Genomic DNA, 24,045 nt, shown 5'->3' with positions numbered 1-24,045 from the left:
CTGCGCAGCTGGTTGCGTGACGGAACCTCTCGCACGTCTCGTGAGCGGTTGCCCCGACATCGAGCAATCGCTCAGAAGAGCCGGTACTCGTCGGGGGTGATCCCCCGCAGCTGTTCGTAGTCCAGCGTCACACAGCGGATCCCGCGATCCTCCGCGAGCGTGCGCGCCTGGGGTTTGATCTGCTGCGCAGCGAAAACACCGCCGACGGGTGCCAGCACGGGGTCACGGTTGAGCAACTCGAGATACCGGGTCAACTGTTCGACTCCGTCGATCTCGCCGCGCCGCTTGATCTCGACGGCGACGTTGCCGCCCTGGGAGTCACGACACATCAGGTCGACCGGCCCTATCGGGGTCGGATACTCCCGGCGCACCAGACTCCAACCGTCACCGAGTGTGCTGACGTGCTCGGCGAGCAGCTGCTGCAGGTGCGACTCGACGCCGTCCTTGACCAGTCCCGGTTCCGCCCCCAACTCGTAGTTGGAGTCCTGCAGGATCTCCTTGATATCGATGACCAGCTTCTCGCCCGCCTTGTTCTGCACGGTCCACACATCGGGATCCTCGATGAGCCAGCAGGGCGGACTCATCCAGTTCAACGGCTTGTAGGCTCGGTCGTCGGAGTGCACGGACACCGAGCCATCGGCTTTGATCAACAGCAGTCGTGTCGCCAACGGCAGATGAGCGTTGAGCCTGCCGATGTAGTCGACCTTGCAGGAAGCGATTACCAGACGCACTCGACAGAGCGTAAAGGCAAGACCCACCACTTCCGACAACCGCCTACCGGGACCACATCCAAAGAGGACCGAGCAGATGCGAACCGAGAGCAGCAGGCAGGTTTACGCCAATGCGTGGATGACCGTCCGCGAGGACGCCATCCGGCGTGCGGACGGTTCCGACGGGATCTACGGCGTCGTGGACAAGCCCGACTACGCTCTGATCATCCCGCTGGAAACCGGTGAGGGGAGCGACGCTCCGGGCGCCGAACGAGTGCGGCTGGTCGAGCAGTACCGCTATCCACTGGGGATACGCCGTTGGGAGTTTCCGCAGGGGACCGCACCCGGTCTCACCGAGCTCGACGGGCTGGAACTCGCCGGGCGCGAGCTGCGCGAGGAGACCGGCCTGCGAGCCGAGCGTCTCGTCGAGCTCGGTTCGCTGGACGTGGCTCCCGGACTGTCCAGCCAACGGGGTCGCGCCTTCCTCGCCACCGGTCTCACCCCCGGCGAGCACGAACGTGAACCCGAGGAACAGGACATGCGCTCGGCCTGGTTCACACGTGCGGAACTCGAAAGGATGATCCGACGGGGTGAGATAACCGATGCGCAGTCCATCGCCGCCTACACGCTGTTGTTGTTGCACGAACGAGGCGGAGCGGACGAGGCGCACGACTCGTAACGGGAGTGCGGGAGTCCGGGACGCGGTCGTTCCGCCGAGTGAGTGACCCGATAACCCGACCGGAAAACTTCGATCAGTCGTGGCTGCCGAGCAACAGCAACGGGACCGCGGCCACGATCACTACGCCCTCGGCGACCCCGGCCAGCAGTTGCGGAACACCCACCGCCACCTCCTCGGAACCGAACAGACCGATGGTGACCGCGAGGAAGAAGGCGACCAGCGTGAGAACGCCGAATCCGAGCGAACCGAGGACGGGAAGCCAGTGCTTCCACCACAGCAACACGAACGCGAGCACCACTCCCGCGACCGCGTTGAGCAGAAAGAGCGGTCCGATCACCGCTACGTCGCGCACACCTTGCGCCCAGAGCTCGAGGTGCACCACGGCGGACATGAGCAGTCCTGTCGCCACCAGTGTCCTCAACAGCTCGACGGTCGCGCGTCCGGCTTGGTCAGAAGGGCTCATGGTATTTCCAGCTCCGCCGTCGAAGTGTCCGTCACCAGGTACGCCGATGCCCGCGCGCTCCGTTCACTTCCCGGAATGCTGTACCGCACTCGGCGACCGTGCCACTATGCCGGTATCATGCGGTTCGACGCGAGTGACAGCTCGGAGGCGAGATGAGTTCCGAACGAGCGACCTCCCGTCGTCGGTTACTGGTCACCGGAGGGGCCGTCGCGGGCGTGACGGCGTTGAGCGGCTGCGGGGACGGTTCCTACAGCGGGTCCTCGTTGACGACCACCGAGGAGACCGACTCCCCGACGGAGGAAAGCCCGAAGCAGGGCAACGCACTGGCACGTGTTGACGAGGTTCCGGTCGGTGGCGCGCTGATAACCGAGGGCCCCGACAACGAACAGATCGCGCTGGCCCAGCCGAGCGAGGGGGAGTTCACCGCGCACAGCGCGGTGTGCACCCACATGGGCTGCACAGTGCGGGCAGACGGCGAGCGGCTGCGCTGCCCCTGCCACAACTCGGTGTTCGAATCCTCCTCGGGTGAAGTGGTCAGTGGTCCGGCCCGCACCGCGCTTCCCGGGATCGCCGTTCACGTGGAAGGGGAACGGATCATCAGCGGAGAGGGCTGACCGAAGTCTTCACCTCGGGAGCTCACCAGGAAGCACGTCGGAACCCCATGTCCGCGATACGTTCCGTCCGTGGCCCGTCGAGCGCGGTCGTCCCGCTCTCGTCGAGCGGTACCGCCGTCCCGGTGACACGAGACGAATGCGGCGGGGTGTGGCATGACATCCGCGGCAACGGTGGTCTTCCTGGGCGGTTTCGGCACGTCCGAGCACGGACGGGACCGCCCCTGAAGTAACGGCGTACCGGGCACAACGGAAGAGTCCCGCGGTGACGTTCCCCTGTCGTATGGGCTGCTCCGCATGGGCCTTCCCGGCGCTGGAAACGCCGGAGAAGCCCCTGCAGTACCGACCCGCGGGTTCTTCCACGTCGCGCTCTCGCGAGGAAGGCCCGACGTTGTGCAGGTCGCTACCCGAGGTCGGGCCTCCCGGGGCGAGAGCCGGCGGGAGGTTCCGCCAAGCGAGTAGCTCGACAACCCGACCGGAAAACTTCGATCAGACTCCGAACTCACCGTTTCTGATCCCGGAAGCGAACGCCGCCATCTCCGCCCCGGTGAACTCGAGTACCGGCCCGTCGGGATCCCGTGAGTTCCTTATGCCGTAGGTATCACCGAGTCGCGCCACTTCGACGCACTCGGTGCCCTCGATGCTGGAGGCTTCCGCCTTGCGGAAGGTCGCCTGCGACCAGTCGAAGCCCATATCAGCTCCTCATCGGATCCTGCGGCCCGAGAGCCCGAGACGCTCACGGAACACGGTCTGCAGCGAGCCGCGCCTTCAGTCGATCGGGAACTTCATCGCACCCATGCTCTTGAGATCGTGCAGAATCTCCGAGTTGCGCGCGGTCACGGCAGCGGCCGCACGGGTCTCGCCGGGTACCGGACCGATACGTGAACACAGCTTGCTGAACCTGCCTTCATCCAGCATCTGGGTCACCTGCTCCCAGGGAGCATCGCTGTCCCGGGAGTTGTGATCCCATGAACCACCGCACCGCAGACAGTCGATCTGGACCAGCCACTGCTCGAACGGTCCGGTGAAATCACCGAGCCAGCGCAGCCGCTCCCGCGGATGCGGGCACTCCGACTGTGTCAGCCGGATCGCGTTCGGATGGTCGAGATCGTGTCGAGGACTCTGCACTTCGTCTTCCATGGCCGCGTGAACTCCCCTGCAATGCCGACGACAACCACGCCAAGATCATCGACAGCACACCCAAGGTAACTGAACGAACACCAAATGTAACCACACGCAAGTGTGTAGTTCCCCGGCGAAACGGCACCGTCGGGGTGCCGAGCACAATTCGACGTCCGTGCCTGACCTCGGGTAGCTCGCCGGAGGTTCCGCCGGAACGGGCTGAACTTCGACGCTCGGGGCTCCTGTCAGTCGGACACCCGCTCGATGTCGGCCCCCAGCCCGCACAGCTGCTTGACGAAGTCCGGATAACCGCGATCGATGTGGAAGACGTCCCAGACCTCGGTGATTCCCTCGGCGCACAGCCCCGCGAGAACGAGCCCCACTCCGGCCCGGATGTCCGAGGCCCACACCGGAGCGCTGGAGAGCCGTTCCTGCCCCCGCACCACGGCGTGGTGCCCGTCGGTACGAGCATCGGCACCCATTCGGACCAGTTCCTCGATGAAGCGGAACCGGGATTCGAAGAGGTTCTCGGTGATCATGGATGTACCGTCGGCCACGGCCGACAGGGCGAGTGCCATTGGCTGCAGATCGGTGGGAAAACCGGGGAACGGCAACGTGACGTAGTCCACCGCGCTGGGACGCCGGTCCATGGCCACGCGAAAGCTCTCGTCCTCGAACGAGACCTCGGCCCCCGCGCCGCGCAGCTTCTCCAGCACGAGATTCACGTTGTTCGGATCCACCCCGTGCACGGTCACGTCGCCACGGGTGGCAGCGGCGGCGAAGGCCCAGGTCGCCGCCACGATGCGGTCGCCGATGACCTGGTGGCGAACCGGTTCGAGCCTCGGCACACCGTGCACTGTCAACGTGGAAGTACCCGCTCCCTCGATCCGTGCGCCCATCTGCCGCAGCATCACGCACAGATCCACGATCTCCGGTTCGCGGGCCGCGTTGTCGATCACGGTGGTGCCGTCCGCGAGTACCGAGGCCATCAGAATGTTCTCGGTGGCACCGACGCTGGGGAAATCGAGCCATATCCGCGCACCGTGCAGATTGTCGGCCTCGGCCACCACGGCACCGTGCTCGATGTGACTGGAAGCCCCCAGCTGCCGCAGCCCGTTCTGGTGCATGTCCAACGGTCGGGAACCGATCGCGTCCCCACCGGGCAGGGTGACCACCGCGCGCCTGCAGCGAGCCACGAGCGGCCCGAGTACGCACACCGAGGCACGCAACCTGCTCATGTGAACCGAAACGGCTTCGTGACTGATATCGGGCGGTGTGGTGATGGTGGTGGTGGGACCGTCGACGCTGACCGAGCACCCCAGGCTGCGCAGCACATCGGCCATCAGCGGGACGTCCAGGATCTCCGGGCAGTTCGTGATGGTCGTCGTTCCCTCGGCCAGCAGCGAAGCGGCCATCAGCTTCAGCACGCTGTTCTTGGCGCCGACCACGCCGACCTCTCCGACGAGACGGGCGCCACCGTTTACCCGGAAATGCTCACTCACGGACAGCCAGGTTACGGCCGCGGTGCGGTTGATATCCGAGTGGGTGGTACAACGATCGGACCAACGCGCCCACCGATACCCCGAAACGGCCGCCGAAACGGTTCGAGGGTCGAGGAAGCATAGGCTTGCACGCATGAGCGTGCACTTGACCAAGATCTACACGCGTACCGGCGACTCGGGTACCACCCGGCTCTCGGACAACTCCGAGGTGTCGAAGACCGATCCGCGGCTGGAAGCCTACGCGGACGTGGACGAGACCAACTCCGTGCTCGGTGTCGCCCTGGCCACCGCCACCTTCGACGCTGACGTACACGACGTGCTGCGTGCGGTGCAGAACGACCTGTTCGACGTGGGGGCGGATCTGGCCACCCCAGTACTGGCGGAACCGAAGTATCCACCGCTGCGAGTACAGCCGAGCTACGTGTCGCGGCTGGAGAGCTGGTGTGACGAGTACAACGAGCGGCTGGGCAAGCTGGAGTCGTTCATACTCCCCGGGGGCACTCCCGGTGGTGCGCTGCTGCACCAGGCCCGTTGTGTGGCTCGGCGGGCCGAGCGTTCGGCCTGGCGGCTGCTCGACGCCCATGCGGAGGACACCAACGAGGCACCGGCCAAGTATCTCAACCGGCTCTCCGACCTGCTGTTCATTCTCGCCCGCGTGGCGAACCCGGCGGGCGACGTCCTGTGGCGTCCCGGTGGCAACGCGGAACAGGAGTCATGACCCGAAGCCGGTTCGACTTCCCTCAGGTGGATCGACTTCCCGCCGTCGGTATCGCGGTGAAGGCAGATCCATCAATCGGCGCTCCCAGCGCCGATTTCCCACCAAACCCGCAGCTCGCACCGCCGCGGGTTCTCGCGTGCGGCTCTCGTGAGGAAGGCCCGACGTTGTGCAGGTCGCTACCCGAGGTCGGGCCTCCCGCAGCGAGAGCCGTGCGAGAGGTTCCACCACCCGACCTCGGGGCGGCGTCGATTTCTCGCGAAATCGCCGCGCCGGGACCGCAGTCGGGACGCGACCGTGTGGATCGCAGCGGGGATGCCCCCGGTGCGTGAGTCGGATGCATCGCGAGGCCGGGCCGCTCGCCGCGTAGGTCGCTACTCGAGAGCGGCCCAACGCGGCAAGGCGCCGACTCACGTGACGGCTACCCGGCCACCGCGCCAGAACACCTTTCCAAGGTCTAGTTGAGTTCCTTGGCGAAGCATCTGCTGTCGGGCTCGTCGCGGTACACCCCGAACTTGGCTGTCTCGTGATAACCGGACGACTCGTACAGACCGATCGCCTCGGGCTGCTGCAGCCCGGTCTCCAGGACCATACGCTTCCGGCCGGCCCGTGCGGCGGTGTCCTCCAGCTCGGCGAGAACCGCCCGCGCGAGGCCGGAGCCACGTGCTTCCGGAACCACGTACATCCGCTTCATCTCGGCGTCGCCGTCCTCGAATCCGTCGACGTCGGAGTCCTGCGAACGCCAGCCACCGATCGCCACCGGAAGCTCGGAGCGGTAGCCGATCAGGAACAGTCCACGCGGCGGCAGGAAGTCCTCGGGCAGCAGCGGCGTGCTGTCGGGCCCACCGTAGCGGTGGACGTACTCCTGCTGCACCTGACGGACGAGTTCACCCGCGTCGGGGTGATCGTAGCGACAGATTTCGATTCGCACTCCGCCATGCTAAGCAATGCGTCTCGAAGTCCACCACGGAATTCCCCGGAAGTTTCCGCCCCGCTGGGACGGCACGGCGGGGTGGGCGTCAATTTCTCGCGAAATCGCCGCGCCGCTGGGCGAGAGCCGCGCGAGAGGTCACCACCCGAGCCCCTACGCGATCCGACCGGAAAACCTCAGTGCCCGGCCCAGGGGGCGACACTGCTGGGCGGCGCCGATTCCATCCAGGAGAGAAAACCCGTCAACGCGTCGTTGCCCATCGCGATCTCGATGTCGTCGCCGGGTCGGCTCAGGTGTACCACCAGCGATCCGGCGGGCATGGTGTAGGTCTCGGCGGTACTGGGGCTGCGCCGAGCGGCGATCTCCATGTCGCCTCGGTTGAGTGCCCAGTCGGGGCCGGAACGCAAACTCAACGCGCGATACCAGGCGAACTCCTCGCCGTGGTAGTGCGCGACCCCCAGATGCCAGCCCCGACCGGGTTCACCGCGGTGGACCCGCAGTGCGACCTCGATGCCCCCCGCCTTGAGCTTGCCCAACCGCCGACGCGCCAGCAGCAGACCGCCGAGCACGGCCAGCACGACGACAACCGCCGAGCCGAGCACGAGGGCAAGCAGCAGGATCGAGGGGCTCATTCGTCGTGGCCGTCAGACGGAGTAGCCCGCCACTCGCAGCCGTGACCTGGCCCGCACCCTGGCCTGTTCATCATCGCCCTCGGCATCACGCCGTGCGGCGGCCACGTCGATCTCCTGAGCCAGCTCCGCCGACTCCGCGAGAACGCTGACGACGCCGTTCGAGGTCGAGAGGAAACCACCGTGCACCGCGGCGGTGACGGTCTCGTGATCGGGGGTCGTGATCTTCACGACTCCCCCTTCGACCAACTGACCGAGCATCGGCTCGTGTCCGGGCAGGATGCCGATTACACCTTCGGTCGTCTGAGCAACCACGCTGGTCGCGGTACCGGACCAGAGTCGGCGCTCCACGGCGACCAGCTCGACGGACATCTCGGCCACGCGTGTCTCCTTCGTCGGTGTGTCGTCGTAGTCTATCCGATGGATCGGGCACGCCCGAACAGCGGCATCACCGTGGTTCGAACCGTCCCGAACACGGCGCGGGTGCCGGGAGTCCCGACACCCGCGATCCGTCGAAGCAACGGGTGACTACCCGATCACTCCTGGTTGTACTTCTCGTAGGCCTGCTGCAGGTCCTCGAGCCCACCGATGGACAGGAACGCCTGCTCCGGGTAGTGGTCGAAATCACCGTTGCAGAGCTTGTCGAACGCCTCGATGGTCTCCTTCAACGGCACGAAGGAGCCCTCCTGGCCGGTGAACTGCTTGGCCACGAAGAAGTTCTGCGACAGGTAACGCTCGATCCGGCGCGCCCGGTTGACGGTGACCTTGTCCTCTTCGGAAAGCTCGTCCATACCCAGGATCGCGATGATGTCCTGCAGCTCCTTGTACTTCTGCAGGATCTGCTTGACCTGCTGGGCCACCCGGTAGTGGTCGTCCCCGACGATGCCGGGGTCGAGGATGCTGGAGGTGGAGGTCAGCGGGTCGACCGCCGGGTAGATCCCCTTCTGGGTGATCGACCGGGACAGCTCGGTCGTCGCGTCCAGGTGGGCGAACGTGGTCGCGGGCGCCGGGTCGGTGTAGTCGTCCGCGGGCACGTAGATCGCCTGCATGGAGGTGATGGAACGCCCCTGCGTGGAGGTGATCCGCTCCTGCAGCGCACCCATCTCGTCGGCCAGGGTCGGCTGGTAGCCGACCGCGGAGGGCATCCGGCCCAACAGGGTGGAGACCTCCTGCCCGGCCTGGGTGAACCGGAAGATGTTGTCGATGAACAGCAGCACGTCCTGGTTCTGCACGTCGCGGAAGTACTCCGCCATCGTGAGCCCGGACAGCGCCACCCGCATACGGGTGCCCGGCGGCTCGTCCATCTGGCCGAACACGAGCGCGGTGTCGGCCAACACGCCGGACTCCGACATCTCGACCCAGAGGTCGTTGCCCTCACGGGTACGCTCACCGACACCGGCGAACACCGAGGTGCCACCGAAGTTCTTGGCGACACGGCGGATCATCTCCTGGATGAGCACCGTCTTGCCCACACCGGCACCACCGAACAGGCCGATCTTGCCGCCCTGCACGTAAGGAGTCAGCAGGTCGATGACCTTGATGCCGGTCTCCAGCAACTGGGTCTTGCCCTCGAGCTTGTCGAAGGTCGGCGGGTTCCGGTGGATGCTCCAACGCTCCGCGTCGGAAGCGTAACCGGGCTCGTCCAGGCAGTTGCCGAGGGCGTTGAACACGTGGCCCTTGACCACGTCACCGACCGGCACGGAGATGGGGGAACCGCTGTCGGTGACCGGCGCGCCACGCACGAGGCCCTGGGTGGGCTGCATCGAAATGGTGCGCACCACGTTGTCACCGAGGTGCTGCGCGACTTCGAGCGTGACGTTGTTCGACATCCCCACTGCCGTGATCTCCACGGACAGCGCGTTGTTCAGGTCCGGCACGTGATCGCGGGGGAACTCGACGTCCACCACCGGGCCGAGGACCCGGACGACGCGACCGGTGCCAGTAGCAGTGCTAGTGGCAGTTGCAGTCATGTCACTCACTTCCTGCAGACGAGAGCGCCTCGACACCACCGACGATCTCGCTGATTTCCTGGGTGATCTGGGCCTGGCGCGCCCGGTTTGCCTCACGGCTGAGGTTCTGCACGATCTCGTCCGCGTTGTCCGTGGCCGACTTCATGGCGGTACGGCGCGCGGCGTGCTCGGAGGCAGCCGAATCCAGCAACCCGGCGAACAGGCGGGTGTTGATGTATTTCGGAAGCAGCTCCCGGAACAGGGTCGAGGCGTCCGGCTCGAAGTCGTATGCCGGTCGCAGTCCCTGCGATTCGGTGTACTCCACTTCCAGCGGAGCGACGCGCCGGATGATCGGACGCTGGGTGAGCATCGAGACGAACTCGGTGTGCACCAGATGGATCTCGTCCACGCCCAGCACGTCCTCGGGCGTCTCCCGATGCTTGGCCTCTTCGGTGCCCTGCATGAAGGCATTCACCAAGGTCTCACCGACGTCCGCGGCGTTGGCGTAGTCCGGCCGATCGGTGAAACCGCTCCAGCTCTTGGTGATCTCCCGGTTGCGGAATCGGTAGTACGCCTCGCCCTTGCGTCCGATCACGTACAGCAGCGGGGTCTTGCCCTGCTGCCGCAGCGTGTTCTGCAGCTCCTCCGCCGCGCGGATCACGTTGGCGTTGTAGGCACCACAGAAGCCGCGATCACTGGTGACGACCAGCACGGCGGAGCGCTTGGAGTTCTCCCGCTCGACCAACAGCGGATGATCGAGTGGGCTGGCATCGGCCAGTGCGGTCAGCACCCTGGTGATCTCCTCGGCGTAGGGCCTGGAGGCCTCCACCCTCGCCTGTGCCCGCGTGATCCGCGAGGTGGCGATGAGCTCCTGCGCCTTGGTGATCTTCCGGGTCGACTGCACCGACCGGATGCGGTCTCGTAGTTCGCGAAGCTGAGCCATAGCTACCCGGTCACTTCTCGCTGTCCCCGGCGGGGCGGTTGACCTTCACCGTCTCCTGGGCGACCTCGTCGGCCTCCACGGTGCCGGCCTCGTCGTGCTGCGGGAGCGCAGCACCGCCTTCCGAGGTGGTGAACTGCTTCTTGAATTCCGTGACGGAGTCCTCGATGGCCCGGACACCGTCGTCGGAGAGCTTCTTGCTCTCGACGATGTCCTTGAGCACCGTGTCCTGGTTGCGCCGCATGTGCGCCAGGAACTCGGACTCGAACCGACGCACGCCGGCGATCGGGACGTCGTCCAGGTGCCCCTTCGTGCCCAGGTAGAGCGAGACGACCTCTTCCTCGACGGGGAACGGCGAACCCTCACCCTGCTTGAGGATCTCCATCAGGCGCGCACCGCGATCGAGCTGCGCCTTGGAGGCGGCGTCCAGGTCGGAGGCGAACGCGGAGAAGGCCTCCAGCTCACGGTACTGCGCCAGGTCGATCTTCAACGAACCGGTGACGGTCTTCATCGCCTTGAGCTGCGCGGAACCACCGACACGGGACACCGAGATACCGACGTCGATGGCGGGGCGCTGCCCGGAGTTGAACAGATCCGACTGCAGGAAGCACTGTCCGTCGGTGATGGAGATGACGTTGGTGGGAATGTAGGCCGACACGTCGTTGGCCTTGGTCTCGATGATCGGTAGGCCGGTCATCGAACCACCGCCCAGGTCGTCGTGCAGCTTGGCACAACGCTCCAGCAGCCGGGAGTGCAGGTAGAACACGTCGCCGGGGTAGGCCTCACGACCGGGCGGACGCCGCAGCAGCAGCGAGATCGCACGGTAGGCCTCGGCCTGCTTGGAGAGGTCGTCGAAGACGATCAGCACGTGCTTGCCCTGGTACATCCAGTGCTGACCGATGGCCGATCCCGCGTAGGGGGCCAGCCACTTCAGGCCCGGGGAGTCCGACGCGGGGGCGGCGACGATGGTGGTGTAGTCCATCGCGCCCGCTTCCTCCAGCGAACGCTTCGCCGCGGCGATGGTCGAGCCCTTCTGGCCGATCGCGACGTAGACGCAGCGAACCTGCTTCTCCGCGTCGCCACTCTCCCAGTTGCTCTTCTGGTTGATGATGGTGTCGAGCGCGACCGTGGTCTTGCCGGTCTTGCGGTCACCGATGACCAGCTGGCGCTGGCCACGGCCGATCGGGGTCATGGAGTCGATGGCCTTGATGCCGGTCTGCATCGGCTCGTTGACCTCTTGGCGCTGGACGACCGAAGCGGCCTGCAGTTCCAGGTCGCGGTTCTGCTCGGCCTCGATGTCGCCGAGCCCGTCCATGGGCTCACCGACCGCGTTGACCACGCGGCCGAGGAAGTTGTCGCCAACCGGTACAGACATCACCTTGCCGGTGCGCCTGACTTCCTGGCCCTCCTCGATCTGGTCGGCTTGACCCAGGATGACCGCACCGATCGACTGCGCCTCTAGGTTCATCGCGACGCCGTAGATGCCGCCGGGGAACTCCAGCAGTTCCTCGGTCATGACCGAAGGCAGACCCTCGACATGGGCGATGCCGTCACCGGTGTCCGTGACGACCCCGACCTCCTCGCGGCTGACCTCGGGTGAGTAGCTGGAGACGTACTTCTCGATCGCACTGCGGATCTCGTCCGACGAGATCGTCAGCTCCGCCATGTCTCGTTCCTGCTCTCGCTTCGTTCTGTGGAAAGGGGGTCCGGCCCCTTCCGACGACGGGCTCGGGTATGCCGTCCGTCAGTCGGAGAGGTCGCGCCGCAGTGCCTGCAGCCGTCCGGACGTGCTGCCGTCGATGACTTCCTCACCGACCCGGATGACCAGCCCACCACCGATTTGCGGGTCCACTTCCAGGTGTACCGCAATCGGCCGCGCGTATATGCGCTGCAGGGTACTGGCCAATCGCTGCTGCTGCTCGTCGCTGAGCGGAATCGCCGAGCGAACGTGGGCGACCGAACGTTCCCGCCGCTTGGCGGAAAGCTCGGCCAGCTCCTCCAGCCCTTCGCTGAGGTGCTGCCCCGACGACTGCTCGACCAACTGCCGAACCAGTCGCTCGGTCACGTCCTCGACCCTGCCGCCGACCAGCTGTTGGATGACGGCTCCCTTACCGGTGGCATCGGCCGCGGGGTCCGACAACAACCGTTCCAGCTCGGGTTGACCGCCGATGATGCGGCCCAGCCGGAACAGCTCGTCCTCGACCGCGTCGAGCCTGCCCGCACGCTCGGCCTGCACCAGCAGCGCGACACGGGCGAGCCGTTCGAGACCGTGCACCAGGTCACCGGGGTACGACCAGCGAACTCCCACCGCCTCGGTGACCACCGGCAGCGCCCGTGCACCGAGGTGATCGGTCAGCAGTTCGCGGACCAAACCTTGCCTGGACTCAGCGGGGGTGGCGGCATCGGCAAGAGCACGCCGCAGGGCGGACTCGCCGCGCAGTAGCGCGGCGACCCCGAACAACTCCTCGGCGAGCCCGGTGATCTCCGCGGGTCCTGCCCCGTCAGTGGCCTGCAACAGCTGCAGCTCGCTGGCTGCCAGGGCATCGCGACTCGCGGCGTTCACGAGGGTGCTCAACTCTGCACGCCTTTCTCTCCTGGGCCCATCACTTACGTCCCTTCGACCTTCGACCGAACGGTCGGAACCGTTCAGCTGTTGGCCGATGTCGACGGGGCGGAAGCGGCGTCCAGCTCGTCCAGGAACCGGTCCACCGTGCCGCGCCGCCGGGCCTCGTCCTCGAGGGATTCACCGACGACCTTGCTCGCCAGATCAACGGCCTGCCTGCCGAGATCCTCACGCAGCTCCGCGATGACCTGCGAACGCTGCGCGGCGAGCTGTGCCTGCCCCTGGCTGATGATGCGGTCGCTCTCCTCCTGAGCCTGCGAACGCATCTCGTCCAGGATCTGCTGCCCCTCGGCACGGGCGTCGTCGCGAATCCTGGCGGCCTCCGCGCGTGCCTCGGCGAGCTGTGCCTTGTACTGCTCCAGGGTGCGCTGTGCCTCGGCCTGCGCCTCCTCGGCACGGGCGATGCCACCCTCGATCCGCTCGCTGCGCTCCTGGTAGACCTTCTCGAAGCGTGGAACGGCGTACCTGTAGAGCACGAAGAGGAGGGCGGCGAACGCGACGAAACCGACGATTATCTCGGCCGGGGCGGGCAGAATCGGATTGTGGCCCTCCGCTGCCAGCACCATCTTGTTCTCCATCAGGACTTCTCCCAACCCGTCAAGCTGTCAGACTCAGGCGGCGGAAGCGATGAAGTAGATGACCAGACCGATCAGCGCCAGCACCTCGACCAGAACGAAGGAGATCCAGGCGATACCCATCAGCTGGCCCTGCGCCTCGGGCTGGCGAGCGGTTCCGTTGATAACGGCCGACCAGATCAGACCAACGCCGATACCGGGACCGATCGCACCGAGGCCGTAGCCGATGGCGGCCAGACCAGGGTTGATGTTGCTTGCGGTCTCCGCAGCCTGTGCAAGAACGATGTTACTCACTGTTACTACCTTTCAACTCGGTCCGCATAACTCGCGGATCGTGAGGTCTCGATCTGTCCTTCAGTGGTCTTGCGCGAGTGCGGCACCGATGAAGTTGGCGGTGAGCACCGCGAAAATGTACGCCTGCAAGACCTGAATCAAGGCCTCGGCGAAGGTCAGAAGGATCGCGAAGGCGAAGCTGACGATGGAAACCGGCTTGAGCAGCGCACTCCCCTCGAGCAGCAGGAACTGCCCACCGAGGGTGAACACCAGCAGAATGAGGTGTCCGGCGAACATGGCCGCGAAGACTCGGATGGCCAGCGCCGCCGGCTGAAACAGGAACTTCTGCAGGAACTCGATGGGGGCCAGCAGAACGTAGACCGGCTTGGGTACCCCCGGGGGGAACATCACATGCTTGAAGTACCCCAGGAAGCCGTGCCGCCGGAATCCCACGGTGTGGATAACGACGTAGACCATGAGGAACAGTGCGATCGGGAAACCGATCTTGGCCATCGTGGGGTACTGGATCAGCGGAATGATCCCGAACAGGTTGTTCACCAGGATGAAGGTGAACAGCCCGAAGATCAGCCCGATGAAGGGGCGGAAGTGCTGCGCCCCGATCTGATCCCTGGCGATCGTGTTCCTGCTGAAGTCGTAGATGTACTCCGCCGCGAACTGAGCCTTGCCAGGTACCAACTTGAGATTGCGGGTGGCAATCAAGAAGTACGCACCGACGATGACAGCCGAGAGCACTACGAGCACGATCGGCTTGGTGACTTCACCAAAGATCGGCGGGAGGAAAAAGCTATCGACACCGGGCGGCTCGAAAGTTCCGCCCTGGCTCAACACCAGCGCGCCCAACTGGGCTCCTTCCGGTTCTCCCGGCTGGAGCTAACTCCACCGGGGGAATCGTCACGATTTGCACTCAACGTACCTGATACACGATCGAGGACTAAGGGGCCCTCCCACCGGGCAGGTTCCGCCAGGCAAGCCCCACGGGACGGACCACGACCCCCGGGAGCGGAGGACGTACTCGTGTCGAAACCCGAGTTACCTGCGCAGCGAACCCTACCATTCGGTAATAAAACGGTCGTAACGCCCACACGCCAGGACGCGTTTCCCGGGGCGAGTCGGTTCGTTCAGGAGCGGTCCGCCACCGCGATCGTGGGAGTCCTGGTTTTGCGGAAGCCGCGCACCTCGGCCGCGGTCCACACCAGGACCGTGACCAGTATCGTCAGCGCCACGGAATCCACGTGGACGAAGTCGAGCCCACGCAGCAGGGTCACCACCACGAACAGCACGATCATCTTCCCGATGTAGCCGCCCAGCGCGGCCACCATCACGAACATCGGGTGAAAATCGGCCGTACTTCGCATCAACCACAGCGTGAGCAGCGACGAACCGAAAGCCACCGCGCCACCGATCAACCCGCCCAGCAGCCCCGGCATCCCTGTCAGGAAAGCGGCGACGACCGTACACAACAGCACGGCCAGGGCGCCCGGCAGCACGGCGGCGCGAAGCATGGCCGCGGCCAACCGGCGCACCGTCCGGGCGTGTGGATTCGTCTCCTCGGCCGTGGGCCGGTCGGTGTCGTCGGGCGTTCCGGTCGCTTCCGTCATCACTCTCCCGCCGCGAAGTTCTACTTGGTCCTCATTCGGGGTATCGCGGATACGGTACCCGCTACGAGCACCGCGAAGCCCACAGCCCATGCCACGAGGAGCATATCGTCGAACAGCGTGAGCGAGACGGCACCGAACGCGACCACCCCGGCCCACAGATAGATGAGCAGCACCGCACGCCGTTGCGAGTGCCCCAGCTCCAGCAACCGGTGGTGCAAGTGCATCTTGTCGGCGTGGAACGGGCTCTTACCCGCCCTGGTCCTGCGCACCACGGCCAGGCTCAGGTCGAGCAGCGGCACGAACAGCACCGCCGCCACCACCAACAACGGAGCGAACAGCCCGAAGGCGTCCAGGCTCGTGGGGTCCATCTTGCCCGCGGCGGTGGTGCTGGCCGAGGCGAGCATCAGCCCGATCAGCATGGATCCCGAGTCACCCATGAAGATGCGGGCGGGCTGGAAGTTGTGCGGCAGGAAACCGAGACAGGCACCGGCTATGGTCGCCGCGATGAGCGCGGGCGGATAAGCCGTGACGTCGCCACCCTGGTCGTTGAGCAGCCCCAGGCAGAACGCACAGGTCGCGCTGGCGGCTATCAGACCTATGCCGGAGGCGAGACCGTCCAACCCGTCGACGAAGTTCATCGCGTTGACCATGGCCACGGTCAACAGCACCGTCAGCAGCTGCCCCTGGTTTCCGCTGAGCACCAGCACCGAACCGGACTCACCGCCCTGGCCGCCGGGCAGCATGTACCACTGCACGCCCATCAGCACCAGAATCCCCGCCGCGGTGACCTGACCAGCCAGCTTGGTCCACGAATCGAGTTCGAAGCGGTCGTCCAGCGCGCCGACGAGCGTGATCAGCCCACCGGCGAAGATCACGGCGAGCGCGTCGTTGGAGTAGTCGAACCCGCGGGAGAGAGCGGGCAGGTTACCGGCGAGGAACATGCCGCCGAGCACGCCGAAGTACATCGCGACCCCGCCCATCCTGGGGATGGGGGTCGAGTGCACGTCCCGGCGTCTGGGATGTGCCACGGCACGGCCGCGGATGGCGAAAATCCGGATCAGCCCGGTGAGCAGGAAAGTCACGGCCGCGGAAGTCAGGCACACCAGCAAGTACTCGCGTGCGGGCACCCCGACCGGCGCCCAGGAGGGGACGGTATCCATCGTCGCCACCTAGCCGTGCGTGGGAACGTGGCGTACGACACCGCTTTGATCCCACGACAGCACAGTCACCGTTGGTTGCTCCTCGTCATTTTCCGGGGCGAACACGAAAACCGGCGCAACCGCGCCGACGCGCCGTTGCCGACAACCGCGCGGCACGGGACGAAGGCGTCGTCCACTGGCCGCGCACGCTCGTTCACGCTATCGAGAAGCGGTGCGGCACGCCGCGCGGGTCCGCACCGACGATCTCGGGACATCACCGCGGCGCCGTTTCAGCAGGTCAATACCCCGCACGGCGCAGAGTGACACGAGTTCCACGCAGCGGCTACTCACCCGTCCGCGGGAGGAGCGGGTCGGACGAACAGCGGTACGAGACGAACGGCGTGTTACTCCACCGGTAGCTCGACACCCAGTTCGGCGGCCAGCTCGTCCCGACCGACCGCTCCTTCACGCAGCACCCGCGGCTGATCCCCGGTAAGGTCCACGATCGTGGAAGCGACGGGTTCGCCGGAGGGCCCGCCGTCCAGATAGACCGGAACGGCCTCACCGAGCTGCTCCCGCGCCTGCTCCACGGTGGCGGCGGGGGGATTGCCGGTGGTGTTGGCACTCGAAACAGCCATGGGGCCGACCTCGCGCAACAGATCCAGGGCCACCGGGTGCAGCGGCATCCGGAGGTTGACCGTGCCACGGGTCTCCCCCAGGTCCCAGGACAGGGAGGGTGCCTGCGGTAGAACCAGCGAAAGCCCACCGGGCCAGAACGCCTCGATGAGTGCCCTGGCCTGCCGCGGCACGGACATGACCAACCCGTCGACGGTGTTCCAAGAGCCAACCAGCACCGGAACGGGCATGTCGGGGCCGCGTCCCTTCGCCGAGAGCAGTGCGCGGACCGCCTCCGGGTCGAACGCGTCCGCACCGATTCCGTAAACCGTGTCGGTCGGCAGGACAACCAGTCCACCGCCGCGCAACGAACTCGCAGCCCTGCTCAGGCCGGCACTGCGACCGTCCGGGCTGTCGCAATCATAGACCGTGCTCACAGTCCCAAATCCTGGCACGCGCCCGAAACTCGGCTGCGAGTGGTACCTCACCCGCACATCGGGCAACATGTCCGGGCGATCTTCCTCGCCAGGGTCGACAACGGTTCCAGGAGGACACCCCATGACCGCTCCACCACAGGGCTCGGCGACCGAACACGCCGAGTTCCCGGCGGGCACGATCCGCTACTACCGGGCAGGCACGGCGGGTCCCGCGATCGTGTTGGTGCACGGTGGCGGCATCGACAACGCGATGATCAGTTGGCGGCACACGATTCCGGCCCTGGCGGCGGACCACCGCGTCTTCGTCCCGGATCTTCCCCGGCACGGTGGCAGCCGGAACTGGTCGGGCCGGGTCGGACAGCGCACGATGGAGGAGATACTGCGCTGGCTGCTGGATCTCTGGGGGGTCGAGAGGGCGGTGCTGGTGGGACTGTCCACCGGGGGCAGTGCGGTGACGGGTTTCACACTGCGCCATCCGCATCGGGCCAGCGGACTCGTACTCGTCGCCTCCGGCGGCCTGCGACACCGGATCGCCGGACAACTGCCGATGTATCTGATGCTGCGATCCCGCGTCGCGGGACCGGCGATCGCGAGGCTGGCGAAGCTTTCCCGGGGGACGTGTCGGCGATACCTGAGTCGTGGTGTGCTGCACGCACCCGGACGCGTGGCCGACCTCGAACAGCTGCTCGACGAAGTTCTCGCGGAACTTCGCGGGACGGATTCGGTATTCTCCGACTGGCTTTTCGAGGCGGTGGGTAGCCGGAGCATGCGGGTCAACCACCTGCCGCTGTTGGACCGTGTCCGCTGCCCGACCATGCTGATCCACGGTGCGGCCGACCGGCGGGTTCCGCTCCAGGTCTCCCGAACGGCGGCCGATGTCGTGCCGGGCTCGGAACTGCGGGTGCTCACCGAAGCCGGCCACTGGTGCCACCGCGAGAAACCCGGCGAGTTCAACGCCGCGCTACGGGAGTTCCTCAACCGTGGCGGGAATCCCTGACCCACGTGGCGGGAATCCTGACCCACATCGTCGGAACCGCTTCGGGGCGGCGTCGATCTCTCGCGAAATCGCCGCGCCGCGGGGCGCGGACTCACGTGCACGGCTGCCCGACCGCGCGCAGGAGCTCCGTCACGAGCTCCCGGAGGGGCCCTGAGGCTTCTTCTCGGCCGTGGCGAAACGAGGCCGCCCCGCCAGATCCGAATGATCCCGCACCTCGGTCAGCGTCCCGCTGTCGTTCATGAGCGCGGGCACCGCCTCGGCGTGCGTGTCGTCGTGCTCGACCGCGAGAACCCCACCGGGACGCAGCAGGCCGATGGCACGCGTCAGCACGTGCGGCACGATCTCAAGACCGTCACGACCGGCGAAGACCGCCGTGTACGGGTCGTACTCCCACACCTCCGGAGGCACCGGAGTGCCTTCCGGCACGTAGGGCGGATTGCAGACCACCAGGTCGACGATCCCGTCGAACCCGGTGAGCAGGGTGGGGTCGGTGACGTCCCCGGCGACCACCTCCACGGAGGTGTCCGCGGTGGTACGGAGCGAGTCGGCGTTGTACCGAGCCCATTCCAACGCGGCCGGATCGTTGTCCACGGCAAGCACGCGAGCGTCGGTACGCTGCCGGGCGACGGCCAGCGCGAGCGCGCCGGATCCACTGCACAGATCGACCACGAGGGGGTCACGCACCGACCGGATGCGGGTCAATGCCCATTCCAGCAACTGCTCGGTTTCCGGGCGAGGCACGAACACGCCGGGGCCGACGGAGAGCGTCGTGCTCCCCAGCGCGGCAGTACCGGTCAGATGCTGCAGCGGGACGCGCTCCGCGCGGCGACGTACCAACTCCTGCAACGAGTCGAGCACGGCGGGTTCGAGGGGTGGCAGCAGCAGCAACCGAGGGCGCTCGACACCGAGCAGGTGAGCCGCGAGTGACTCCACATCGGCACGTGGACTGGGAATCCCCGCCGCTGCCAACACGCGCTCGCCTTCCAGGATGGCCAACCGCAACGGCTTTCGTTCCACGGTGGTAACGATCCTTTCAGCATGCTCGCGGGGGGCGAGTTCGGCGAGATTCACCGTGCGCTGCCCCGGAGGCTTCGGAGACGTCCGAGAACGGACCAACCGAGGCCCGGCGTTCCCGGTGGTCGAGCACGGACGGACTCACGGGCTCCGATCGGCGGATCGGGCGGAAACCGGAATCAGACCCCGGCCTGCATCCGTTCGTTCCGATCGGCCTCACGCAACGCGCCGAGCACCGAATCCAACTCACCTTCGAGCACGTGGTCGAGGTTGTACGCCTTGAAGTTGATGCGGTGGTCGGAGATCCGGTTCTCCGGGAAGTTGTAGGTACGCACCCGCTCCGAGCGATCCACGGTACGGACCTGGCTGCGTCGTGTCTCCGCCACCTCGCGTTCGGCCTCTTCCTCGGCCATGGCCTGCAGTCGAGCGCGCAGCACCTGGATGGCGCGCAGCTTGTTCTGCAGCTGCGACTTCTCGTTCTGGCAAGCCACCACGACACCCGAGGGCAGGTGTGTGATCCGCACCGCGGAGTCGGTCGTGTTCACGCTCTGCCCGCCGGGGCCCGAGGAACGGTAGACGTCGATGCGCAGGTCCTTCTCGTCGACCTCGACCTCGACCTCCTCCGGCTCCGGGTAAACCAGCACACCGGCGGCGGAGGTGTGCACTCGTCCCTGCGACTCGGTGACGGGAACACGCTGCACCCGGTGCACCCCGCCCTCGAACTTGAGCTTGGACCAAACTCCTTCGAGACCGGGCTCGCCCTTGGACTTGACCGTGGCGATGACGTCCTTGTACCCGCCGAGGTCGGATTCGGTGGCGCCGAGTATCTCGGCATGCCAACCCTGCCGCTCGGCGAACCGCAGATACATCCGGAGCAGATCACCGGCGAACAGCGCCGACTCCTCGCCGCCCTCGCCGGACTTGATCTCCAGCACGACATCGGAGCCGTCGCGTTGATCCCGCGGCGCCAGCAGTTCGGCGAGCCTGTCCTCCAGTTCCGGAATCCGCCGCTCGAGCTGCTCGGCCTCACTGGCCAGACCGGGGTCCTCGTCGGCGAGTTCCCGTGCGGTGGCCAGGTCGGAGCGGGCGTTCTCGAGCTCTCGCGCCGTGCGCACGATCGGAGTCAACTCGGCGTGTCGCTTACCGAGCTTACGGGCACGCGCCTGGTCGGCATGCACGTCCGGATCCGCGAGCCGCCCTTCAAGCTCGGTGTACTCGGCGAGCAACTCCTCGAGCCTCGACGTCTCCACGGTGCTCCCCACTTTCGCTACGAGTCCGATACGAGAACGGCGCCCGCCACGTTGTCGAAACGGCGGGCGCCGCGGACCCGGCTACTTCTTGGTGCGAGCGTTCTGCGGACGACGACCGTACCGAGCCTCGAACTTGGCCACGCGGCCGCCGGTGTCCAGGATCTTCTGCTTGCCCGTGTAGAACGGGTGGCAGTTGGAGCAGACCTCGACGCTGATGTGCCCGCTGGTCTTGGTGCTGCGGGTGGTGAAGCTGTGCCCGCAGTCGCAGATGACCTGGGTCTCGACGTACTCGGGATGAATGTCGCTCTTCATGTCTCGTCCTCTCTTCGTGGCACCGGGTCCTCGCGGTGTCAACCGGAGGTGAACCGGCACCGGAACCGGAACAGGTCCCGATTCTGTCAGACCGGGGACCGCTGCTCGGCAACGCCCGAGGCAGTGTGGGTATTCCCGGAGGAGGCGCGCCCGGGGACGGTGTGAACCGCTCGCGTCGGTGCTCGTCGAGTCCCCGTAGCTCGCGCCACTCGAGAGCGGCCCAACGCCGCGAGGCGACACCTCACGTGACCTCACGGGCCGGGCACGGCCTGGCCCGCGAATTTCGTCACGGACTCCACGAGCCGCAAGGGTCGAGCTTGGTTCGAGCTTGGGTCGGGCTTGTGTCGCTACGTCGGTTCGGCATCCCGAGAAGCGGTGGGAGCCGCTTCGCGACGGCTCACCGCACCACCGACACAGCCCGTCCCACGCGCTCCCCTACTCGTCCTCCTTGCCCGGAGTGGTCTTGGCGACCTGGGTGAGGAACTCGATGTTGGTACGGGTCTTGCGCAACTGGTCCCGGACCAGTTCGAGCGCCTGCTGCGTGTCCAACGCCGCCAGCACCCGGCGCAGCTTCTGGTGCACGGCCAGTTCGTCGGACGACATCAGCAGCTCGTCCTTACGAGTGCTGGAGGCGTCCACGTCCACCGCCGGGAACAGCTGCTTGTTGGCCAGCTTGCGGTCGAGCTTGAGCTCGGCGTTGCCGGTTCCCTTGAACTCCTCGAAAATCACGGTGTCCATGGCGGAACCGGTTTCCACCAGCGCGGTGGCGAAAATAGTCAGCGAACCGCCGTTCTCGATGTTGCGTGCCGCACCCAGGAACCGCTTGGGCGGATACAGCGCCGTGGAGTCCACACCACCGGACAGGATCCGTCCGGACGCCGGCGCGGAAAGGTTGTAGGCACGGCCGAGACGCGTGATCGAGTCCAACAGCACCACCACGTCGTGTCCCATCTCGACCAGCCGCTTGGCACGCTCGATGGAGAGCTCGGCGACCGTGGTGTGGTCCGACGGCGGACGGTCGAAGGTGGAGGCGATGACCTCACCCTTGACCGAGCGCTGCATGTCGGTGACCTCTTCGGGGCGCTCGTCGGCGAGTACGACCATCAGGTGGCACTCGGGGTTGTTCGTGGTGATCGAATTGGCGATCGACTGCAGGATCATCGTCTTACCCGCCTTCGGCGGGGAGACGATCAACGCACGCTGCCCCTTGCCGACGGGCATGACCAGGTCGATAACCCTGCTGGTCATACCCTGCGGGTCGGTTTCCAGACGGAGCCGTTCGTTGGGGTAGAGCGGAGTGAGCTTGTGGAACTCCGAACGCTTCTTGGCGGCCTCGGGCTCCAGCCCGTTGATGGCGTCGACCCGCACCAGCGGGTTGAACTTCTGCCGCTGCTGCTCACCCTCACGCGGCTGCCGGACCACACCCTTGAGGGCGTCGCCACGACGCAGTCCGTACTTGCGAACGAGCGAGAGCGAGACGTAGACGTCGTTGGGTCCGGCGAGATAGCCGGAGGTCCGGACGAACGCGTAGTTCTCCAGCACGTCGAGGATGCCTGCCACGGGTAGCAGCACGTCGTCATCGCGCACCTCGGGCTCGTTGTCGCCACGGCCACGCCCGCGTCTGCGGTCCCGGAAACGACGGCTGCGCCTGTTGCCGCGATCCTCGTCGTCCTGCCTGTTGTTGTCGTTGCGGTTGTTCTCGCCACGACCGTCCCGACGGTTCTCCTGCCTGTCACCGTTACCGCCGTCCTGGCGGTCCTGGCGATCCTGGCGGTTGTCGGTGCGTTCCGCCCGACCCCCGCCGTCCGCGCCGCCGCCCCGGTCGTTGCGGTCGCCGCGCTCGTCCTGGTCCTGGTTGCCGGACGGACGCTGCGAGGAACGGCGACGACGGTTGTTCCGGCGTCCCTCCTCACCGGATCCGTCGTTACCGGAGCGACGTGAACCGCCCCGATTCGGTGCGGAACCGTTGGAGCGTTTCTCGGTGCCGGATTCGGTGGCCGGGTCCTGGGCATCGTCCTTATCGGAGGGCGAGCCCGCGGCGGGTTTGCCGGACGTCCGCTCCGCCGTCCGGTTCCCGGCGCCCTGATCCCTGCCGCCTCGCCCCTTGGTCTGCTGACCCTTGGTGCCTCGGCTTTCGGTGTCCTGGGTGTTGTTCTCCGGGGCCGCCTGCTGGTCGAGAGTCGGCTGACGGGTACCGGACTCCGCCTGGCGTGGCGCGGCGGTACCTCCCTGGCGCTCCTTGATTGCGGCGATCAGGTCGCCCTTACGCAAGCCCGTGGTGTCGATCCCCAATTCGTCGGCGAGTTGCCGCAGTTCGGCGAGCACCATGCCCGACAGGCCACCCCGGCGGCGTGCGCTGCCGTTGGTTCCTGATCCGGAGGCTGCCTGCTGCGACTCGGACTCCTGCCGGCCGGACGGAGAGACGCCGTTGGTCGTCTCGCTGCTCAACAGATCGGTGTTGCTCACGAATGTCCTTCCTGACCGGATCCGCGCCTCCTACGCGGCCCAGCGGATTACCCCGCTCGCTGCGAACACGAGCGGCCTTGTAGTGCTACCGGCCCCTTTATCGAATGAACTCGACGAGGACACCCGGCGCGCGTGGTGTCGGCACCCACTCGAAAACCGGCAGCACCGGGCAGCGGAGGCGCCCGACTCGCGCACCCGTGGTGATATCACTCGTCCACAGCGGTACCACCACCTGCCGGAACAACCGTGACCGTGTCCGTTCACCACTCCCGGATGCGTACCTTGCTGCTCACTCGTTACCGGACTCACCGAATCGACCGATGTCGAGGAGGTCCGCACTGTTCGTTCGGAGCGCGATCCCGCGCGGTCGCGGAATACGGTGACCAGAGAGGCCGAAACCTCCACTGTGGTCACCGAGTTATTCGTGACTGCCGTGCGGAACCACAATCCGTAACGCCAGAGCTCCCAGTCCGA

26 protein-coding genes are annotated in these 24,045 nt (G+C 66.4%); 4 read left to right on the top strand and 22 right to left on the bottom strand.

Annotated features, from left to right (window positions below):
- Nucleotides 1–71: 71 nt before the first annotated feature.
- A complete protein-coding gene (nucS, locus tag J2S53_RS21720; protein ID WP_092923881.1) occupies nt 72–731 on the bottom strand; it encodes an endonuclease NucS in 660 nt (219 codons plus the stop codon).
- Between the two features lie 76 nt (nt 732–807).
- Here nucS and J2S53_RS21715 point away from each other — a divergent pair, with 76 nt between their 5' ends.
- Nucleotides 808–1,389, top strand: coding sequence for an NUDIX domain-containing protein (locus tag J2S53_RS21715; protein ID WP_456242542.1), 582 nt, complete (start codon nt 808–810; stop codon nt 1,387–1,389).
- Between the two features lie 73 nt (nt 1,390–1,462).
- On the opposite strand, the gene J2S53_RS21710 is transcribed toward J2S53_RS21715, so the two are convergent.
- Nucleotides 1,463–1,852, bottom strand: coding sequence for a hypothetical protein (locus tag J2S53_RS21710; RefSeq protein WP_456242541.1), 390 nt, complete (start codon nt 1,850–1,852; stop codon nt 1,463–1,465).
- 152 nt (nt 1,853–2,004) lie between these two features.
- On the opposite strand from J2S53_RS21710, the gene J2S53_RS21705 reads away from it, so the two are divergent.
- On the top strand, nt 2,005–2,466 hold the full coding sequence (locus tag J2S53_RS21705; protein WP_456242540.1) for a Rieske (2Fe-2S) protein: 462 nt from the start codon (nt 2,005–2,007) through the stop codon (nt 2,464–2,466).
- Nucleotides 2,467–2,952: 486 nt separating this feature from the next.
- On the opposite strand, the gene J2S53_RS21700 is transcribed toward J2S53_RS21705, so the two are convergent.
- The 3 genes from J2S53_RS21700 to murA all read right to left on the bottom strand — a co-directional run bounded on the left by J2S53_RS21700 (nt 2,953) and on the right by murA (nt 5,087).
- A complete protein-coding gene (locus J2S53_RS21700) occupies nt 2,953–3,156 on the bottom strand; it encodes a DUF397 domain-containing protein (protein ID WP_456242539.1) in 204 nt (67 codons plus the stop codon).
- Between the two features lie 75 nt (nt 3,157–3,231).
- Nucleotides 3,232–3,603 carry a hypothetical protein gene (locus tag J2S53_RS21695; protein WP_456242538.1) on the bottom strand — a complete coding sequence of 124 codons (372 nt, stop codon included), beginning with the start codon at nt 3,601–3,603 and terminating at the stop codon, nt 3,232–3,234.
- 227 nt (nt 3,604–3,830) lie between these two features.
- The gene (gene murA / locus J2S53_RS21690; protein ID WP_456242537.1) at nt 3,831–5,087 is read right to left on the bottom strand and encodes a UDP-N-acetylglucosamine 1-carboxyvinyltransferase; all 1,257 of its coding nucleotides are present in this window, start codon (nt 5,085–5,087) and stop codon (nt 3,831–3,833) included.
- Nucleotides 5,088–5,220: 133 nt separating this feature from the next.
- Here murA and J2S53_RS21685 point away from each other — a divergent pair, with 133 nt between their 5' ends.
- Nucleotides 5,221–5,805: a cob(I)yrinic acid a,c-diamide adenosyltransferase gene (locus J2S53_RS21685; protein ID WP_456242536.1), complete on the top strand. Its 585-nt coding sequence runs from the start codon at nt 5,221–5,223 to the stop codon at nt 5,803–5,805.
- A gap of 454 nt (nt 5,806–6,259) precedes the next feature.
- Here J2S53_RS21685 and J2S53_RS21680 read toward each other — a convergent pair whose 3' ends face one another.
- From J2S53_RS21680 to J2S53_RS21620, 13 genes are all read right to left on the bottom strand, one after another.
- Nucleotides 6,260–6,733 carry a GNAT family N-acetyltransferase gene (locus J2S53_RS21680; RefSeq protein WP_456242535.1) on the bottom strand — a complete coding sequence of 158 codons (474 nt, stop codon included), beginning with the start codon at nt 6,731–6,733 and terminating at the stop codon, nt 6,260–6,262.
- Nucleotides 6,734–6,909: 176 nt separating this feature from the next.
- Nucleotides 6,910–7,365 (bottom strand): DUF2550 domain-containing protein, encoded by a 456-nt coding sequence (locus J2S53_RS21675; protein WP_092975902.1) that lies wholly within the window; start codon nt 7,363–7,365, stop codon nt 6,910–6,912.
- 12 nt (nt 7,366–7,377) lie between these two features.
- On the bottom strand, nt 7,378–7,743 hold the full coding sequence (locus tag J2S53_RS21670; protein WP_092923911.1) for a F0F1 ATP synthase subunit epsilon: 366 nt from the start codon (nt 7,741–7,743) through the stop codon (nt 7,378–7,380).
- 155 nt (nt 7,744–7,898) lie between these two features.
- On the bottom strand, nt 7,899–9,332 hold the full coding sequence (gene atpD, locus J2S53_RS21665; RefSeq protein ID WP_092975905.1) for a F0F1 ATP synthase subunit beta: 1,434 nt from the start codon (nt 9,330–9,332) through the stop codon (nt 7,899–7,901).
- A 1-nt stretch (nt 9,333) separates the two neighbouring features.
- Nucleotides 9,334–10,254: a F0F1 ATP synthase subunit gamma gene (locus tag J2S53_RS21660; RefSeq protein WP_092923917.1), complete on the bottom strand. Its 921-nt coding sequence runs from the start codon at nt 10,252–10,254 to the stop codon at nt 9,334–9,336.
- A 10-nt stretch (nt 10,255–10,264) separates the two neighbouring features.
- Nucleotides 10,265–11,917: a F0F1 ATP synthase subunit alpha gene (gene atpA, locus J2S53_RS21655; protein ID WP_456242534.1), complete on the bottom strand. Its 1,653-nt coding sequence runs from the start codon at nt 11,915–11,917 to the stop codon at nt 10,265–10,267.
- 78 nt (nt 11,918–11,995) lie between these two features.
- Nucleotides 11,996–12,826: a F0F1 ATP synthase subunit delta gene (locus J2S53_RS21650; protein WP_092975907.1), complete on the bottom strand. Its 831-nt coding sequence runs from the start codon at nt 12,824–12,826 to the stop codon at nt 11,996–11,998.
- Between the two features lie 71 nt (nt 12,827–12,897).
- Nucleotides 12,898–13,452 carry a F0F1 ATP synthase subunit B gene (locus J2S53_RS21645; RefSeq protein ID WP_092923926.1) on the bottom strand — a complete coding sequence of 185 codons (555 nt, stop codon included), beginning with the start codon at nt 13,450–13,452 and terminating at the stop codon, nt 12,898–12,900.
- 33 nt (nt 13,453–13,485) lie between these two features.
- Nucleotides 13,486–13,743 carry an ATP synthase subunit c family protein gene (locus tag J2S53_RS21640; protein ID WP_092923928.1) on the bottom strand — a complete coding sequence of 86 codons (258 nt, stop codon included), beginning with the start codon at nt 13,741–13,743 and terminating at the stop codon, nt 13,486–13,488.
- Nucleotides 13,744–13,803: 60 nt separating this feature from the next.
- Entirely contained in the window at nt 13,804–14,583 is a 780-nt protein-coding gene (gene atpB / locus J2S53_RS21635) for a F0F1 ATP synthase subunit A (RefSeq protein WP_092923931.1), read from the bottom strand.
- A 278-nt stretch (nt 14,584–14,861) separates the two neighbouring features.
- Nucleotides 14,862–15,341: a hypothetical protein gene (locus J2S53_RS21630; RefSeq protein ID WP_456242533.1), complete on the bottom strand. Its 480-nt coding sequence runs from the start codon at nt 15,339–15,341 to the stop codon at nt 14,862–14,864.
- Between the two features lie 20 nt (nt 15,342–15,361).
- Nucleotides 15,362–16,501, bottom strand: a complete 1,140-nt coding sequence (locus J2S53_RS21625; RefSeq protein WP_092975913.1) for an MraY family glycosyltransferase — start codon at nt 16,499–16,501, stop codon at nt 15,362–15,364.
- A gap of 383 nt (nt 16,502–16,884) precedes the next feature.
- On the bottom strand, nt 16,885–17,532 hold the full coding sequence (locus J2S53_RS21620; RefSeq protein ID WP_092975916.1) for an L-threonylcarbamoyladenylate synthase: 648 nt from the start codon (nt 17,530–17,532) through the stop codon (nt 16,885–16,887).
- Nucleotides 17,533–17,653: 121 nt separating this feature from the next.
- On the opposite strand from J2S53_RS21620, the gene J2S53_RS21615 reads away from it, so the two are divergent.
- On the top strand, nt 17,654–18,529 hold the full coding sequence (locus J2S53_RS21615) for an alpha/beta fold hydrolase (RefSeq protein ID WP_456242532.1): 876 nt from the start codon (nt 17,654–17,656) through the stop codon (nt 18,527–18,529).
- A 129-nt stretch (nt 18,530–18,658) separates the two neighbouring features.
- Here J2S53_RS21615 and prmC read toward each other — a convergent pair whose 3' ends face one another.
- The 4 genes from prmC to rho form a co-directional block, all read right to left on the bottom strand.
- The gene (gene prmC, locus J2S53_RS21610; protein WP_456242531.1) at nt 18,659–19,546 is read right to left on the bottom strand and encodes a peptide chain release factor N(5)-glutamine methyltransferase; all 888 of its coding nucleotides are present in this window, start codon (nt 19,544–19,546) and stop codon (nt 18,659–18,661) included.
- Nucleotides 19,547–19,722: 176 nt separating this feature from the next.
- Nucleotides 19,723–20,793 carry a peptide chain release factor 1 gene (gene prfA, locus J2S53_RS21605; protein ID WP_456242530.1) on the bottom strand — a complete coding sequence of 357 codons (1,071 nt, stop codon included), beginning with the start codon at nt 20,791–20,793 and terminating at the stop codon, nt 19,723–19,725.
- An 81-nt stretch (nt 20,794–20,874) separates the two neighbouring features.
- Complete coding sequence (gene rpmE, locus J2S53_RS21600; RefSeq protein WP_092923946.1) at nt 20,875–21,105, bottom strand: 50S ribosomal protein L31; 231 nt, start codon at nt 21,103–21,105, stop codon at nt 20,875–20,877.
- Nucleotides 21,106–21,540: 435 nt separating this feature from the next.
- Complete coding sequence (rho, locus tag J2S53_RS21595; protein WP_456242529.1) at nt 21,541–23,571, bottom strand: transcription termination factor Rho; 2,031 nt, start codon at nt 23,569–23,571, stop codon at nt 21,541–21,543.
- Nucleotides 23,572–24,045 lie beyond the last annotated feature (474 nt).

Origin of the sequence: Actinopolyspora lacussalsi (assembly GCA_030803735.1) — a bacterium.
Lineage (GTDB): Bacteria > Actinomycetota > Actinomycetes > Mycobacteriales > Pseudonocardiaceae > Actinopolyspora > Actinopolyspora lacussalsi.
This window is presented reverse-complemented; position numbering and strand designations above follow the sequence as displayed.

Coding starts and splice junctions, on each gene's coding strand:
- J2S53_RS21715 (WP_456242542.1), top strand. CDS start 808: ATGCGAACCGAGAGCAGCAGGCAGGTTTACGCCAATGCGTGGATGACC.
- J2S53_RS21710 (WP_456242541.1), bottom strand. CDS start 1,852: ATGAGCCCTTCTGACCAAGCCGGACGCGCGACCGTCGAGCTGTTGAGG.
- J2S53_RS21705 (WP_456242540.1), top strand. CDS start 2,005: ATGAGTTCCGAACGAGCGACCTCCCGTCGTCGGTTACTGGTCACCGGA.
- J2S53_RS21700 (WP_456242539.1), bottom strand. CDS start 3,156: ATGGGCTTCGACTGGTCGCAGGCGACCTTCCGCAAGGCGGAAGCCTCC.
- J2S53_RS21695 (WP_456242538.1), bottom strand. CDS start 3,603: ATGGAAGACGAAGTGCAGAGTCCTCGACACGATCTCGACCATCCGAAC.
- J2S53_RS21685 (WP_456242536.1), top strand. CDS start 5,221: ATGAGCGTGCACTTGACCAAGATCTACACGCGTACCGGCGACTCGGGT.
- J2S53_RS21675 (WP_092975902.1), bottom strand. CDS start 7,365: ATGAGCCCCTCGATCCTGCTGCTTGCCCTCGTGCTCGGCTCGGCGGTT.
- atpD (WP_092975905.1), bottom strand. CDS start 9,332: ATGACTGCAACTGCCACTAGCACTGCTACTGGCACCGGTCGCGTCGTC.
- J2S53_RS21660 (WP_092923917.1), bottom strand. CDS start 10,254: ATGGCTCAGCTTCGCGAACTACGAGACCGCATCCGGTCGGTGCAGTCG.
- atpA (WP_456242534.1), bottom strand. CDS start 11,917: ATGGCGGAGCTGACGATCTCGTCGGACGAGATCCGCAGTGCGATCGAG.
- J2S53_RS21645 (WP_092923926.1), bottom strand. CDS start 13,452: ATGGAGAACAAGATGGTGCTGGCAGCGGAGGGCCACAATCCGATTCTG.
- J2S53_RS21630 (WP_456242533.1), bottom strand. CDS start 15,341: ATGACGGAAGCGACCGGAACGCCCGACGACACCGACCGGCCCACGGCC.
- J2S53_RS21625 (WP_092975913.1), bottom strand. CDS start 16,501: ATGGATACCGTCCCCTCCTGGGCGCCGGTCGGGGTGCCCGCACGCGAG.
- J2S53_RS21615 (WP_456242532.1), top strand. CDS start 17,654: ATGACCGCTCCACCACAGGGCTCGGCGACCGAACACGCCGAGTTCCCG.
- rpmE (WP_092923946.1), bottom strand. CDS start 21,105: ATGAAGAGCGACATTCATCCCGAGTACGTCGAGACCCAGGTCATCTGC.